We start from the raw sequence: 13,749 nt of genomic DNA on the forward strand, positions 1-13,749 counted from the left end.
ATGAGTGTAATGTAAAATAATAAACTACTACTATAAAAACTAATTATTTATTCGTTAGAATGTCCAATTGGACACTCTTTTTCCAAAAAAATTGGCATTCTGAATATCGAATACCTATATTTAGGGATAGTAAAAGAGCATCGATATCGATGCTCTTTTACTATCTATTTGTTAATCCATATTAAACAATCCCTCAGATAAGAATCCATTTCATCGTGAATAAATGGAGGGTCAGGAATCCCCGCTTTCTTCTTTGTGCTAATTTTTACCTGCTCTAGATTCAAAAGGTTTGGATTTAAACATGCTACAATCCCTTCAAGATACCTTGTAATTGCAAGTCTAATCCCTCTATAACGAGGACGAGGATAATTTATGTCTTCTTGTAATATAACCCAATAAGTTAAATATTTAAATTCTTCGAAGGTTAAATCGATGTTTCGAACACTCATAGTTATATTCAAATTTGAATCAGCATTCAATCCATTTTGATATAAATTAACTAAAAAATTCGTAAGATTATAAGCATGACCTAATTGGCTAGAGCTGAAAATAGATTCAACAATATCTACATGGGTAATGTCGCAACCATTGAGCCTTGCCAAATAGTCACCGGGCTTTTCAGTTTTACGTCCCGGATAGTGAATCACTAAATTAGGTAAAACCTCCGGTGAAGGGATCCATTCGTTCGAATGTGTTCTTTTGTCAACGGCTTGATTTGATAAACTTAAGATTTGGGTAATATTTGATTGGTACGGCAAGCAAATCCTCCTCTAGAAAATGAATATTCTTATAATTCGTGACTTTTATACATATAATATACCATTTTTTATAAAATAGTAATACAATATATCTAGTTTAATGAAGATGATATAACTAGGAGGGCTATTATTGGATACTAATGACGCAACTTTGAAGCTCTTTAATCAATACAATCGCGAACAAGTACGAAATATCTTTGATCCCTTGGGCAACTATCGCAGTGGATCTGGTACGTGGGGGATACATGGCATAGTTAAAGTTCCTCACCGCGTCAAAGATTTCGTTTTTTTTGTCACGTATGGCCAATCGCAGTCGGGGCATGCCTTTGAGGAGGAAGTGACAGATGAAGGAGTACTAACATGGCAATCTCAACCTCGAAGCAGGTTGAATGATGATATAATTCAAACTTTAATTAATCATGATTACACAGTTGACAACATTTTTCTCTTTCTCAGAACAAGAAGAATGAATCCGCATACAAAGAAATCAGAACCTTTTACGTATATGGGGAAAATTGCATACATTACCCATGATATAGAAAGAGAAGCGCCTGTGTATTTTAAATGGCAACTATTAGAGTGGCCGGAAATCTCCTCGGAAGTACTTGAAAGAATGAGGTTGGAAACAACTCCTACTATCCGGTGGACTGAAGGAGAATCTGGATTATTACGTGAAACGAGTCCACCGCTTCAGGAAGAGTTTACCCAAGGAGAAATTACCGTAGAATTTCAAGCTCCTCATAGAGGTTTTGCCACGAACTATGCGCAAAAACAGAAGATTGGGGAATTAGGAGAATTGCTTGCTTTGAAACATTATAAAGAGCAACTGATTGCTAATGGAAGAGATGATTTAGCAAAGAAGACACGTCATGTTTCAAAGGTAATAGGAGACGGACTAGGTTATGACATAGAAACTTTTGATTCGCATGGAAATGTTTTATATGTAGAAGTCAAGACTACCACCGGCGGAAAAAATATTCCCTTCTATCTTTATACTAGCGAGTTGAATTATTCAAAACAATGTCCTGAATCTTATATGCTAGTAAGAATCTATAATTATGATGAACAAAACAACAAAGGGGAGTGTTATAGAATCAAAGGTGACATTAGTGATTACCTAGACTTGACAGTTAATAGTTATAAGGCAAATGTACGGAAATATGAGGGAACTGTGTGAGGTAGGAGTGGACTAGTGAAGAAGATTTTTAATGTGCAACTTCATTTCAGACATTAAGAGGAAGCGATTAAAATTAAGATGTTAATGGCGGAGTATAAAGGTTTTTGTGAAAAAGATAGATTAGGTTGATAAAAATCTTAATGGAGAAAAGTTCTTAGAGATGAAAATTTTTTTAGTTTCTCAATTTTGGGAAATAAGAATTACTGAGAGAGAATTTTCTTCTTTGGCGAAATATGTATCGGAGAGGAGGGACACAATGATTTTAAAAAAAGAAGCACTATCTCAATACAACTGAACTGAACCCCAAATGGTAGACACTTTAAAAAAATGACCCCAATTTGGGTTTTTTTCTGTTTTCAGACCCCGGTAAGGTATTCGTCACCGATATCACGTACTTGCCCAACCGTTCGGGACAGATAGCGTATCTTTCTACCTTGAAAGGTGTCGTCACCCGTGAAATCGTTGCCTATGAAGTCACGACCACTCTCACGATGGAAATTGTTTATCGCACGTTAAAGAAACTGAAAGAAGCATTGGATGGAAATATTCACCCGGAAGCGATGATCCATTCCAATCAGGGTTTCCACTATACCCATCCGGAATACCAACAGCGTGTGAAGGAACTGGGATTGACCCAGTCAATGTCCCGCCGGGGCAACTGCATCGACAACGCCCCTATGGAGTCGTTTTTTGGTAACTTCAAGGATGATGTCGAGTTTAAACAAGCAACCCGCCTTGCCGAATTGAAAGGGCTGGTGGATGATTACATGGCGTATTACAACGGAACACGCAAGCAATGGAATTTAAAAAAGATGACGCCGGCACAATACCGAAGTCATCTAATCGCAGCCTAGCTGCAGGGTGCTTTTTTATAAATTGTCCATTAAATGGGGCTCAGTTCAATTGGAAGAGGGTTTTTATTTCGATGAAAAGGATTGGCTGCCATTATTCCGTGGTATTACAGGGACGTGTGTTCTTTTTAAACTAGGAGGTAGTCAAAATGAAAGTAAATAGACACTTAAAAGTACAAGGGGATATCAAAGACCGTGGAGTGATTAAGTGGCAAGGGATGATGTTGACCGAACATGTGGATTTGATACGTGCGTGGTACGAAGAAGACAAACACGGTGTGAAGCCTGTTTTAGAAGAAATTGATTTGCAACTACTGCAAGAAGAAATGATATTGGCCTCACAACGTAAATGTCATGTGAAAATAAAGACATGGAAAGAGAAAAATTTTCATTATCACGTCGGGATTATCCAAGAATTAAATAAGCGCAGTAGATCCATTGTTTATGAAAATCCTGAAGGATTGCATTGGCTATCGATGAATGAACTGGTCGGTATCTGGTTAATTGACTAAAAGTCTTTTATGAACAAAAGAAAAAATAGCTTTTAAAACTGCTAGTTAAGAAGAAGCAAAGCTAGGAGAAATAACGAAAGCTGTGACTATTTATGGTTAATGAAAATTTACTTTATTATAGGGAGTGCAATCAAGCAGAATCAGAAACTTAAAAGGAAAAGAAATGAAGAATATAGAACAATAGATTTATCAGAGATAATGAAAGGAGAAGTTAAATGATTATAGACATTATTTTGGGCAATAACATTGATACTAAAATGTGGATAAATGATTTAAAAACAAATGGAGCAGAATATATTATTGTAATCGATTATGAGAACCATAAAGAACCTAAAGAGATAGATGGTATCATTTATATGGATCCAATTAATGCCCAGAAGTACATTAGAAAGTTTGATGCAAAAAATTACTATAAATCTGTGTATGGATTTCCAGGTATGTCTGGTACTATGTCTTCTTTGCACCGTGAAAATAAAAATTGAAGTTGATTGTTAACCCCCAAAAAAACTCTTAATAAGGAGCATGCCTAAATTTATCTACAATAAATTTGCTCGCGATGTGATACCTGAAGTAATTGAAAAGACCGATAAAGAATTGCCCATTCGCATTCTGGAGCAAGAAGAATATAAAGATGCGGCTCCTAAAGAAGAAGATGAGGTGGAATTAGCGGATATTCTTGAACTTCTGCATGCTTATTTTGAAAGGAAATCAGTATCCTCAACAGTTAACTAAACTATTACGTAGTTGTTAGTTTTAAGGTTCAGGATTTCTGTATAAAGAAGCTACTCAACCAGAGAAAAGAACTTGTATCAATTCAGCAAAGGTGGAAAACTCTCTTCAACCAGTGGCTATTACCCCATTAAAAAGGTATCATAAAAGCAACTACTGAAGTTCAAATGTCAGTTGATGGACCTTCATAATAGCTAATCAGCTATCAGGTTTTACAAAATAATCTTTACGGAGGGGACTATAAATTGCCATACCAATTAGGGGGAAACTTTAAGCTTTTTACATTGAATTCAAATCCAGAATTGGCTCAGTAAATTGCGGATGAGCTCGGCTGTCAGCTTGCTCTTGCCTAACAATAATCTCTTTTACTTCTTCACCATCGAAAATGAAGAATGGAGATGCGTAATAAGGCATTATTCTATCGATCAATCTGTTGTATTGCTCAATATTGCCCACTAAAGTTTTTTTAGGCATATATGCGCCACGAGGCTTTATTGTTACTTCTCTTTCATCCGTAGTCATGATTTTGTAGGTATTGAAGAACCACTTAACTTTGATTGTCCATTCTTCACCAGAATCAGTTTCTAAAACTAATGATACAGAACATTCTCTGCCACCTTCATCGAAGAACGTATTATTAATCACATTAGAAAATACTTTTTTATATTCTTCCTCAGTAGTTTCAGGTTTTCCATAAAGGACATCTTTAATTGCCTTCAATTTGAAATCAGACATGATAATCTCCTTTTTTAAAAATAGAAATTTAATTATTATAATTCTTATTATACTACGAAAAAAGTATATTTTTACAAAATTTAATATATTATGATTTTACTAAATATAATAAACTAGTAAACGTCAGGCCAATCGTTCCATCCAAATAGAAACCGAATTTCAATGTGCCGACCCAACTAGCGAAGGCGACTCAAGAACATTATGCGGTGCACAGTCTGCGGAATCGCCAGTTCATGCATGACGGTTCCGATAAAATCTTGGTCATTGAGATCACCTGTCTTAAACTGGAATTTGGACAAATGGTTTCCTTTTGTTGTGTGAAGGAAGTCGCGATGCGAAAGATATTTGTTGACGTGTTGTCCACCATCCTGAAGATACAGTTTTCTACCACAGAAAGACGACTTCAACTATTAACAGACAGCCATCGCACCCTGTCTGAACTGAAACAACTGGTTGTTGAGTATGGGCACCATTGAAACAGCTCTCGCAAAAATGGAACCTAAAAAAGATGACTCCGGAATCAATATCAGAGTCATCTTAGCGAAGCTTAAGCTGCATCTTACTTGCCTACATGCAGTAAATTATTCAGTTACTTCGATGTCTTCAACTGGACCTACTGTCGTTTCCAAATCTGAGAAATCATCAAAATCGGCAATGACTACTCCATACTCTTCCTCTACATAATTATCGAATTCTATTACTGTCCAACCAAGAGGAGTGAGGTACGTCGTTTCTAGTTCTTCCATGTTAATATTCCCCATGTCAATCTCGTCGAGGACTTCTTCTGCGGCTTCATCTGTTTCTTCTTCCAGTTCATCCGCCTGTTCTTCTGCTGTATCTGTTTCTTCTTCTAGTTCATCTGCTTGCTCTTCATCTATATCTGTTTCTTCTTCTAATTGATCCGCTTCGTCTTCTGCTTCAAGCACTTCTGCCGGTTCCGCGTTATCTAACGCTTCATCTTCACCACAGCCAGCCAGAATACTTGTAGACAATATCCCCACTGCGCCGATTTTAACCCATTTGTTTCTAATCATAAATCTTCACCCTTTCATTTTATGTCTCTACTTATTTGCTACCCTTTTGATATTTGGATAAACATTTGACTTATAAAGGAGATTTTACTAGGCTATAAATTAATATATTGTCTCTTATCCGGGCGGCATATTCGGTGTCGGATGGCTTACCGAAAAGTTAACTTCCGGATGCTTCGTATTCTTTATCGGTTCCGTCGGAGTAAGTCACTTCAATATTGATGGATTCATAATCCGGTTCGATGCTGAATACCTCCACAACTTTGCTGATCACTTCATCATCTGCCATATCTGGAGTCAACTCAAGCTGAGCCAGCAACGGCCCGATTTTATCAAAGGCGTCATTGCCTGCCAGTACTTCGTTTGAAATTTTATCTTCATATTCTGCTTCTACAAGATCACGGTCTTCTTCATATGAGGCCTGCAGTGCATCGTCCTGGTCAGTGTAGTCAACCTCTACCTCGAAATCTGTAAAGCCGAAGACTTCACCCCCAATATTCTCATCTTCGAGACCTCCACCAGGGTTGGCATCAACCACACCTTCGTAGTCGATAGCTTCTTCTGTAATGGGTTTTGTTACTTCGTCTTCATTGCCACAGGCTCCTAAAAAGAGGGCAGAGGAGAAGAGGAATCCTGTTGTAATCGTGTTTTTTTTACTGATCATTACTATCATCCTTTCATTATGCCATTTATAATTTTCATTCCCGATTTTCCAAGACCTAAGCTTTTCAACTTGAGATAAATATACGACAGGAAAGTTTATGCTGAAAGTTCAGCAGGAAAAAAGCAATGACCAAAGAGAAGCCTCTAAAACTCCATGGTTATGATTAGGGATCGTATTACTAGATAAAAATACACGAAGCAGTAGCTAATCGAAACATAAATTAAAAGGAGAACGATTTGGAGAACAGCCATGATTGGATCATCTTCGAATAATCACTATGTAAAAGCAGTAGAATTTGCAGTGTATACAAAAGATATCAAAAAAATGATAAATAGTGTTTTTCTTTAGTTTATCCGGGTAAGCGTATAGAAACACGTGAAAATAGTTCTAAAAAATTGGAGGAATTACAATGAAAAACTCACAGCTGCTGGCAAGATGGGGATTAACTTCCATACTATCTCTTAGTGTCCTTGGAGCGTGCGGTGCAGGAGAAGAACTAGAACAAGAAGTAGAAGAAGAAGAACTGGAAGATGCGATAGAAGAAGACCTTGTAGAACCCGTCGGTGAACTAGAAGAAGAAATAGAAGAGGAAGGCCTAGAGGATGCCGTTGAAGGGGAAGACCTTGAAGTGGACGGAGACGAAGAATAAGAAAGAGCTGGCTAAAAATAATTCCTTATATGCAGGCACAACTGTTGAATATATGACAGGAGGGGGAATGCATATGATGTGCATCTCGCCTCCTTTTTATGGGATTTTAGAGAAGCTGACTGCGTTTTTTAACGACACGGTTTCTTAGAGGTTTTTCATCTTCTAGTATTGACGCGATGTTTAACAGTCAAGTCACCGGGTAGCTTATTTATAGAAACACCATAATACAAATTTAACACTTGCAGTATTAATAATTGAAGGAGGAGAGAACCATGGAGAAGACTGTAGTCGGAGGAGTATTTCAAAGCACAGAAGAAGCATTGAAAGCTATCGAAAGATTGAGAGATATCGGGTTCGAATCCGATGATATTTCAGTTATGGCGAAAGACAAAGATAAAGTAGATGAGATCGATGAAAAGACAGATGCAGATGTGATTGATGAAAGTTCAAAACGCGGCAGCAATGCAGGAAAAGGATTTGGAATCGGCGCAGGTTCAGGAGGCGTCTTGGGTGGGATCGCTGGTCTGATTGCGGAAGTTGGATTATTGACGATTCCAGGAATCGGTGTTCTCGCAGCCGCGGGTCCAATAGCGACAACCTTGAGTGGCGCAGCCATTGGCGCAACAGGCGGTGGTCTTGTTGGGGCATTGACGGGTGCTGGAATTCCAAAAGAAAACGCAAAAGAATATGAGAAGTATTTAAAAGACGGAAAAATTCTGTTATTAGTAAGTATTGATGAAAAGCAACGTGAGGAAATCCAACGGATCTTTGCTGACTCCCATTCGATGACCACGGATGTTTATACGGTACAGACCTAATTGAAGTAAAATGAACTATTGATAAAAATTCCGGAAATCTTCGACTGTAACTACCTGTTATCCTTTTAAGTATGTAGAGAACGCGCCCAAACGCTATGTGTTTTGATAAAGTGATTCCATCCCGCACCAAAACTTGAAAAAGTGATGATGCGGGATTTTTTTCTCAACAAAAGAAAGAGTGTTGCATCATATGCGTTTAAAAACATCCTGAGGCAAAAAGGGTAACATGCCAGTAAGGGAAGAGTGAATGGACTATGGAAGAAGAAAATAGGAAAATTGGATTTATCGCTTTGCTTTTAATCATCGGCTTGGGAATTTCCAGCCTTTTTATTTGGCTATTTGCTGAACTCGCGGAAGAACTTATGGAAAATGAATTGAGATTTTTTGATAACGTCATAATCAGTTTTTTTAAGGTAATAGAAACTTCCACGCTTGATACCATTTATATTATTATCACAGAATTCGGCTCTGTTTGGTTTCTGGCGACTATGTCAGTCGTGATAATTTTATTGCTTTGGTTTAAAGCGAAAGATAAATGGGGAATTCTTTTCTTTGCAATTGCAGTAGGAGGCAGTGGCCTGCTGACTTGGCTGCTTAAACAAGTTTATGAGAGAGGTCGGCCTTCCATCAATGAAGAAGTTGATGCGATTGGTTTTAGTTTCCCGAGCGGCCACTCAATGGGTTCGCTTATTTTTTATGGATTTATCGTCTATTTCATTTTACGAAGCAGTCAGAACAAAGTGATAAAGTTAACGTCTTTCATTGGATTGGGTATTTTAATTATCTTAATCGGCACGAGCCGCATCTATTTGGGAGTCCATTTTCCAAGTGATGTCCTGGCAGGATACATTGCAGGGACAATCTGGCTGATTCTTTGCTTGCTGGCACTCGAGTGGATACAATGGCAAAGTAATAGCCAGGTGCGTCCTGTCAATGCTTTGCGGAGGATTTTAGTCTCTAGTTTTAAATCAGGCAGGCAAAAACTTGGACGTTGATAGATAGTTACCGAAGTTAAGGAAAAGAAAGGGGATGAAAAACTTGAAGGTGCTCAAAAGCTTAATACTTTTGTTGGGAGCTGTATTAATCGTTTTAGTAATTTGGGGACTAGCAGAACCATATTTTTTAAATTTAAAAGAAGAAGAGGCTGCTATTCCTAATTTGCCGGAAGCTTGGGAAAATGAGGAGATTGCTGTGGTTGGTGATTTCCAAATTGGCATGTGGCTGGATAATGATTCTACTGTCAAACAGTCAGCTGAACAGCTGGTGGAGTTGAATCCACGTGCGGTGCTCTTTTTAGGTGACTATGTTTATCATTCGGTAGAGGGTCCTGCAAAAGAACGGCAACGGGTCAAAGAATTGATCCGGCCACTGACAGACTCAAATATCCCGGTTTTTGCTGTACTTGGAAATCATGATTATGGCATGGGATCAAAAACCTCAGATCCAAATGAAGAGCTGGCTCAAGAAATGGAAACTGCATTGGAGGAATTGGGGATAACGGTTCTCCATAACGAAGCTGTGCCGTTGACACTGACAGACGATGGCCTGGAACAGGAAACTGCTTCTTCCGAATCTCTTTACCTAGTAGGATTGGGGGCTGCGTGGCCAGAAAATGCAGATCCGTCCAAAGCTTTTGCTGGCGTTCCGGATTCTGCTGCCCGTTTTGTGATGATGCACAATCCAGAAACGTTCGGCACATTACCGGCTGAGGCTGCACCTGTGTCCGTAGCTGGCCACACCCATGGTGGACAAATGAAAGTTCCATACACACCCCAGTGGTCGTATACAGCTTTGGTATCTGAAAGTGAAAATGACTATATCTACGGTTGGATTGATAACTATGGAGCAGCCGGAAACCAACTCTATATAAACCCGGGAATTGGGTTCAGCATTCTGCCCATGCGCATCAATTGCCGACCTGAAATTACACTGTTCACGTTGAAATCTGCTTGAATCAAGATTATCAAAATAATAAATGCGCAAGGAAAAGAACAATAGATAAAGTAAGAAGGCTCTCCAGGTCGAGAGCCTTCTTACTTTTTTTCATCTGTGAAGACTTTACGCAATAGCCGAAAAAAGTATTGCGGCAAAGTATCTGCCGAAAGGCCGGTTCGTTTTTAGGAAACGGACAAGCTCGATGACATAGCAGAATATCGGCTGCATCCTTCCTTCGGAAAAAATCGACATCTAGAATAAACTATTACGTAAGTTGATAGTTTGTGGATGTGAGGTTTTTCTGAACGGTAACTGCTAAATCATCCATCTAAATTTTCCTGATCAAACAATTCAGCAAAATACAAACCCTCTCAAACTGTTGGCTATTGCACTAACAAAGGGTTATCATAAAATCAGCTACTGTAGTTCACATGCCAACTGGTTAATCTTTATAGTAGCCAGGCAGCAATCAGATATTACGAAAAAATTAAAAAAGGAGGCTATAATTTGCCATACCAATTAGGGGAAAACTTTAAGCTGTTTACATTGAATTCAAATCCAGAACTGGCCCAGGAAATTGCGGATGAGCTCGGTTGCGAACTGGGGAAAAGCTCGATTAAACACTTTAGCGATGGTGAAATTCAAATCAACATTGAGGAAAGTGTCCGGGGTAAGGAGATTTACTTGATTCAATCGACATCCCAACCGGGGAATGAGCATGTCATGGAACTGTTGATCATGATCGATGCATTGAAGCGGGCATCAGCGGAAACCATCAATGTCGTCATGCCTTATTACGGCTATGCACGGCAGGACCGCAAAGCTAGCTCACGTGAACCGATTACGGCAAAACTGGTGGCCAACATGCTGGAAAAAGCAGGGGCTACCCACATCATCACAATGGACTTGCATGCTCCCCAAATCCAAGGATTCTTCAATATGCCGGTAGACCAGTTGCTCGGTGAGAAAATCCTATCGAAGCATTTTATGGATAAGGCACTCGAAGATGCAATTGTTGTAGCTCCGGACAATGGAGGACTGGGAAGAGCCCGTAAACTGGCCAGCCACTTAGACGTTCCAATCGGCTTTATCGACAAGCGCCGGATGCAGCCGGGTGAGCCCGAGACGGTGAACATTGTTGGAGATATCAAAGGCAAGAACGTCATCATCATTGTGGATATCATCGATACGGCAACCACGATTTCTTTAGCTGCCAATGTCCTGGTTGAAAATGGTGCGAAAGCTGTTTATGCTTGCTGCACGCATGCGGTCCTCTCAGGCCAAGCAGTTCAACGAATTGAAGAGTCGGCCCTTACGGAACTGGTTGTCACCAATACCATCTACGTGCCTGAAGAAAAACGTACGCCAAAAATCACGATTCTTTCGGTTGCGCCTTTGTTGGCCGAAGCAATCGAACACGTCCATAACGAAAAACCGGTCACGCCTTTATTTGAATAGACACGGTTGGTTCGTCAAGGAATGTTCCAATAAGAACCCACATGAAAAGCACTGCAGAAGAATTTTTCTGCGGTGCTTTTGCAATTCCGCTGTATTCAGTGACTGTGAATCCTATTCTTTTTTTGAACCATAGGGAAAAGATTTTTTTGAAAAATACAACTTTATTGATGTCAGCTCTTAATAAGAACGAAAAAAGCACAATCGACTGATACTGAGTCGATTGTGCTTTTGCTTATGACAGGCTGCGCTTCCGAAGAATCAGCAAGACTTGTGTGAGAATAGCGAGCACCGGCAATTCGAGCAAAGGGCCGATCACTAAAGTTAAGGCAATCAGCGGCTGATCTGGAAAGGCGGTCATCGCGATAGCGAGCGCGATAGGGGAGTTTCTTGCCAATGTCGTAAGATTTAGACTGGCTTTGTCTTCGTAGGAAAACTTCAGCAGCCCTCCGGCTTTTTGCCCGACAAGGAAGTTCACCACAAAAAACAGCAGGATGGGCACAAGCAGCTGCCACAGCAAGTCCAAGTTATTCAGCAGCAGTTTGCCTTGTGAAGCAAACATCGCCGCGATGGCCAGGCTGAGAAACACGACTGGCAATGCACTCCATCTGTCTGCCCAATTTCCATCTAGCCATGTTCGTTTTCGAACGAGCCTTTTTGTAGCAAATGCCAGCAGCAATGGCAGCAGCAGGACCAGAAATACACTTTCCACCAAAAACGAAAGCTCGATCATGCCTGCTGTGCCGACGAACAACAAGAGATAAAATGGCAGCAGGACAATCTGGAGGACCAGGTTGACCGGTAGGATGGCCGTGGATAAAGCCAAGTTTCCCTTGGCGATTCCCGTGAAGACCAAATACCAGTCTGTGCACGGCGTCACCATCAGCATGATAAATCCGATGTAAAGTGCCGGCTGGTCTCCCAGAAACAGTGAAGCCAGAAGCCACGCCAAAAGCGGTGTCCAAACAAAATTCATCAACAGCGTGACCGAAGAAAACGGGATGTTTCCAAAAGCCTGTTTTGCTTTTTCGAGCGGGATCTGCAAAAAGGTCAAGTAAAGCATCGATATCAGTAAAGGGACGATAACGTATTCGGCGTTTGCCTGGATTGCGTCGATTTGTCCAGCGACAGTTCCAATCGCCACAGCCGACAAAATAATGACGGTATATAGTTTTTCAAATAGCTTCATCTGCAGTTCACCTGGCCCAAACGGAATGTATTGTGGGTTTAATAATATCATAGTGGGAGGTTTCAGAAAAAAATCTCATCTGTATAAAAGCGATGGCCAACCTCATTCTTGGTCTTTGCAAGTTTTCCGATGGAATACATAATTTCCCTCTGTTTTCTTGATGTGGTTATTTCCATTATAAAACCTTCCGTAACGAGAGGTGCAATGGTTTAAATAAGTTTTGCTGCAGAGTTACCGAATTTCGTGGATGTAAGAAAGATGCCAGAATTTTTTCCATATAAAAATAGATTTGCCCCTGATTAATTTATCATGATATATTTTCAAAATATTCAGAAATATATGCTACTATTACATTAAACCTGCTTTTATTGAATGATAATTTTAAGAAGCCAGTGACAAAGGCGGGTTTTTTCACTTTGTAAATCACGATTATTTTAATACTCGCGAAACAAGGGGGTGATGTATTGTGGGAGAAGTAGGAAAAACAGTGATTTTTGAAATCGAACGTCGAAATACTCCTGATGGGGATTCATATTGGGAAAAGTTTGAATTGCCTCATGCAATGAACATGAATGTTATTTCCGGGTTGATGGAAATCCGTCGAAATCCTGTCAATATGGCGGGAGAAAAAACGACGCCGGTTGCATGGGATATGAACTGCCTGGAGGAAGTGTGCGGGGCATGCTCAATGGTCATCAATGGCTATGCGCGCCAATCTTGCACAGCACTAGTCGATCAGCTGGAACAGCCTATCCGGCTGCAGCCGATGAAAAAATTTCCGGTTGTCCGTGATTTAATTATTGACCGCAGCTCCATGTTCGATACATTGAAAAGGCTGAAGGTCTGGATTCCGATTGATGGAACGCATGATCTTGGCGAAGGTCCGCGCATGCCAGAACGCAAACGGCAATGGGCGTATGAATTGGCCAAATGCATGACGTGCGGAGTCTGCTTAGAAGTGTGTCCGAATGTCAATGACAAATCGGATTATATCGGGGCAGCCCCAATTTCACAAGTGCGCTTGATGAATGCGCATCCTACGGGTGCCATGAATAAAGATGAGCGCTTGAATTTGCTGATGGGTCCTGGCGGAATTCAACAATGCGGTATGGCCCAAAACTGCGTGGAAGCCTGTCCGAAAGGCATTCCTTTGACAACGTCCATCTCATCTATGAACCGTGATACGACAGTTCAAATGTTCCGCAACTTTTTTGGAAGTGACCGCATGGTGGAGTAGGGGGATACA

General features: G+C 40.2%; 15 protein-coding genes and 1 pseudogene. 11 read left to right on the plus strand and 5 right to left on the minus strand.

The window, feature by feature from the left end:
- Window positions 1-164 precede the first annotated feature (164 nt).
- Entirely contained in the window at window positions 165-758 is a 594-nt protein-coding gene (locus J7I83_RS11020) for a hypothetical protein (RefSeq protein WP_215100743.1), read from the minus strand.
- Window positions 759-888: 130 nt separating this feature from the next.
- On the opposite strand from J7I83_RS11020, the gene J7I83_RS11025 reads away from it, so the two are divergent.
- The 5 genes and pseudogenes from J7I83_RS11025 (at window position 889) to J7I83_RS11045 (ending at window position 4,030) form a co-directional block, all read left to right on the plus strand.
- On the plus strand, window positions 889-1,935 hold the full coding sequence (locus tag J7I83_RS11025) for a DUF3427 domain-containing protein (RefSeq protein WP_215100744.1): 1,047 nt from the start codon (window positions 889-891) through the stop codon (window positions 1,933-1,935).
- 356 nt (window positions 1,936-2,291) lie between these two features.
- Window positions 2,292-2,789, plus strand: a pseudogene (locus J7I83_RS11030) (IS3 family transposase); the annotation flags it as partial.
- Window positions 2,790-2,935: 146 nt separating this feature from the next.
- On the plus strand, window positions 2,936-3,298 hold the full coding sequence (locus J7I83_RS11035) for a YolD-like family protein (protein ID WP_215100745.1): 363 nt from the start codon (window positions 2,936-2,938) through the stop codon (window positions 3,296-3,298).
- Window positions 3,299-3,513: 215 nt separating this feature from the next.
- Window positions 3,514-3,780, plus strand: coding sequence for a hypothetical protein (locus J7I83_RS11040; protein WP_215100746.1), 267 nt, complete (start codon window positions 3,514-3,516; stop codon window positions 3,778-3,780).
- 40 nt (window positions 3,781-3,820) lie between these two features.
- Window positions 3,821-4,030: a nucleoside triphosphate pyrophosphohydrolase family protein gene (locus J7I83_RS11045; protein ID WP_215100747.1), complete on the plus strand. Its 210-nt coding sequence runs from the start codon at window positions 3,821-3,823 to the stop codon at window positions 4,028-4,030.
- A gap of 276 nt (window positions 4,031-4,306) precedes the next feature.
- Here the strand turns inward: J7I83_RS11045 and J7I83_RS11050 are convergent, their stop codons facing one another.
- From J7I83_RS11050 to J7I83_RS11060, 3 genes are all read right to left on the minus strand, one after another.
- Window positions 4,307-4,762 carry a hypothetical protein gene (locus J7I83_RS11050; protein ID WP_215100748.1) on the minus strand — a complete coding sequence of 152 codons (456 nt, stop codon included), beginning with the start codon at window positions 4,760-4,762 and terminating at the stop codon, window positions 4,307-4,309.
- A 581-nt stretch (window positions 4,763-5,343) separates the two neighbouring features.
- Window positions 5,344-5,796: a hypothetical protein gene (locus tag J7I83_RS11055; RefSeq protein ID WP_215100749.1), complete on the minus strand. Its 453-nt coding sequence runs from the start codon at window positions 5,794-5,796 to the stop codon at window positions 5,344-5,346.
- A gap of 157 nt (window positions 5,797-5,953) precedes the next feature.
- On the minus strand, window positions 5,954-6,457 hold the full coding sequence (locus J7I83_RS11060; protein ID WP_251047592.1) for a YusW family protein: 504 nt from the start codon (window positions 6,455-6,457) through the stop codon (window positions 5,954-5,956).
- A 409-nt stretch (window positions 6,458-6,866) separates the two neighbouring features.
- Between J7I83_RS11060 and J7I83_RS11065 the strand changes: the two genes are divergently transcribed.
- The 5 genes from J7I83_RS11065 to J7I83_RS11085 all read left to right on the plus strand — a co-directional run bounded on the left by J7I83_RS11065 (window position 6,867) and on the right by J7I83_RS11085 (window position 11,317).
- Window positions 6,867-7,106 (plus strand): DNA primase, encoded by a 240-nt coding sequence (locus tag J7I83_RS11065; RefSeq protein ID WP_215100750.1) that lies wholly within the window; start codon window positions 6,867-6,869, stop codon window positions 7,104-7,106.
- Window positions 7,107-7,378: 272 nt separating this feature from the next.
- A complete protein-coding gene (locus J7I83_RS11070) occupies window positions 7,379-7,924 on the plus strand; it encodes a general stress protein (RefSeq protein ID WP_215100751.1) in 546 nt (181 codons plus the stop codon).
- A gap of 254 nt (window positions 7,925-8,178) precedes the next feature.
- The gene (locus J7I83_RS11075) at window positions 8,179-8,919 is read left to right on the plus strand and encodes a phosphatase PAP2 family protein (RefSeq protein WP_215100752.1); all 741 of its coding nucleotides are present in this window, start codon (window positions 8,179-8,181) and stop codon (window positions 8,917-8,919) included.
- A 49-nt stretch (window positions 8,920-8,968) separates the two neighbouring features.
- A complete protein-coding gene (locus J7I83_RS11080; RefSeq protein ID WP_353048263.1) occupies window positions 8,969-9,877 on the plus strand; it encodes a metallophosphoesterase in 909 nt (302 codons plus the stop codon).
- 489 nt (window positions 9,878-10,366) lie between these two features.
- Window positions 10,367-11,317 carry a ribose-phosphate diphosphokinase gene (locus J7I83_RS11085; RefSeq protein ID WP_215100754.1) on the plus strand — a complete coding sequence of 317 codons (951 nt, stop codon included), beginning with the start codon at window positions 10,367-10,369 and terminating at the stop codon, window positions 11,315-11,317.
- Window positions 11,318-11,549: 232 nt separating this feature from the next.
- Here J7I83_RS11085 and J7I83_RS11090 read toward each other — a convergent pair whose 3' ends face one another.
- On the minus strand, window positions 11,550-12,503 hold the full coding sequence (locus J7I83_RS11090; RefSeq protein WP_215100755.1) for an arsenic resistance protein: 954 nt from the start codon (window positions 12,501-12,503) through the stop codon (window positions 11,550-11,552).
- Window positions 12,504-12,969: 466 nt separating this feature from the next.
- Between J7I83_RS11090 and sdhB the strand changes: the two genes are divergently transcribed.
- Window positions 12,970-13,740: a succinate dehydrogenase iron-sulfur subunit gene (sdhB, locus tag J7I83_RS11095; RefSeq protein WP_215100756.1), complete on the plus strand. Its 771-nt coding sequence runs from the start codon at window positions 12,970-12,972 to the stop codon at window positions 13,738-13,740.
- Window positions 13,741-13,749: the final 9 nt, after the last annotated feature.

Source organism: Planococcus sp. ISL-110 (assembly GCF_018613575.1).
In the GTDB taxonomy this organism is placed as follows: domain Bacteria; phylum Bacillota; class Bacilli; order Bacillales_A; family Planococcaceae; genus Planococcus.

Excerpts from the sequence above, each read along its gene's own strand:
- J7I83_RS11035 (WP_215100745.1), top strand. The coding sequence starts at position 2,936 with ATGAAAGTAAATAGACACTTAAAAGTACAAGGGGATATCAAAGACCGT.
- J7I83_RS11040 (WP_215100746.1), top strand. The coding sequence starts at position 3,514 with ATGATTATAGACATTATTTTGGGCAATAACATTGATACTAAAATGTGG.
- J7I83_RS11045 (WP_215100747.1), top strand. The coding sequence starts at position 3,821 with ATGCCTAAATTTATCTACAATAAATTTGCTCGCGATGTGATACCTGAA.
- J7I83_RS11050 (WP_215100748.1), bottom strand. The coding sequence starts at position 4,762 with ATGTCTGATTTCAAATTGAAGGCAATTAAAGATGTCCTTTATGGAAAA.
- J7I83_RS11055 (WP_215100749.1), bottom strand. The coding sequence starts at position 5,796 with ATGATTAGAAACAAATGGGTTAAAATCGGCGCAGTGGGGATATTGTCT.
- J7I83_RS11060 (WP_251047592.1), bottom strand. The coding sequence starts at position 6,457 with ATGATCAGTAAAAAAAACACGATTACAACAGGATTCCTCTTCTCCTCT.
- J7I83_RS11065 (WP_215100750.1), top strand. The coding sequence starts at position 6,867 with ATGAAAAACTCACAGCTGCTGGCAAGATGGGGATTAACTTCCATACTA.
- J7I83_RS11070 (WP_215100751.1), top strand. The coding sequence starts at position 7,379 with ATGGAGAAGACTGTAGTCGGAGGAGTATTTCAAAGCACAGAAGAAGCA.
- J7I83_RS11075 (WP_215100752.1), top strand. The coding sequence starts at position 8,179 with ATGGAAGAAGAAAATAGGAAAATTGGATTTATCGCTTTGCTTTTAATC.
- J7I83_RS11090 (WP_215100755.1), bottom strand. The coding sequence starts at position 12,503 with ATGAAGCTATTTGAAAAACTATATACCGTCATTATTTTGTCGGCTGTG.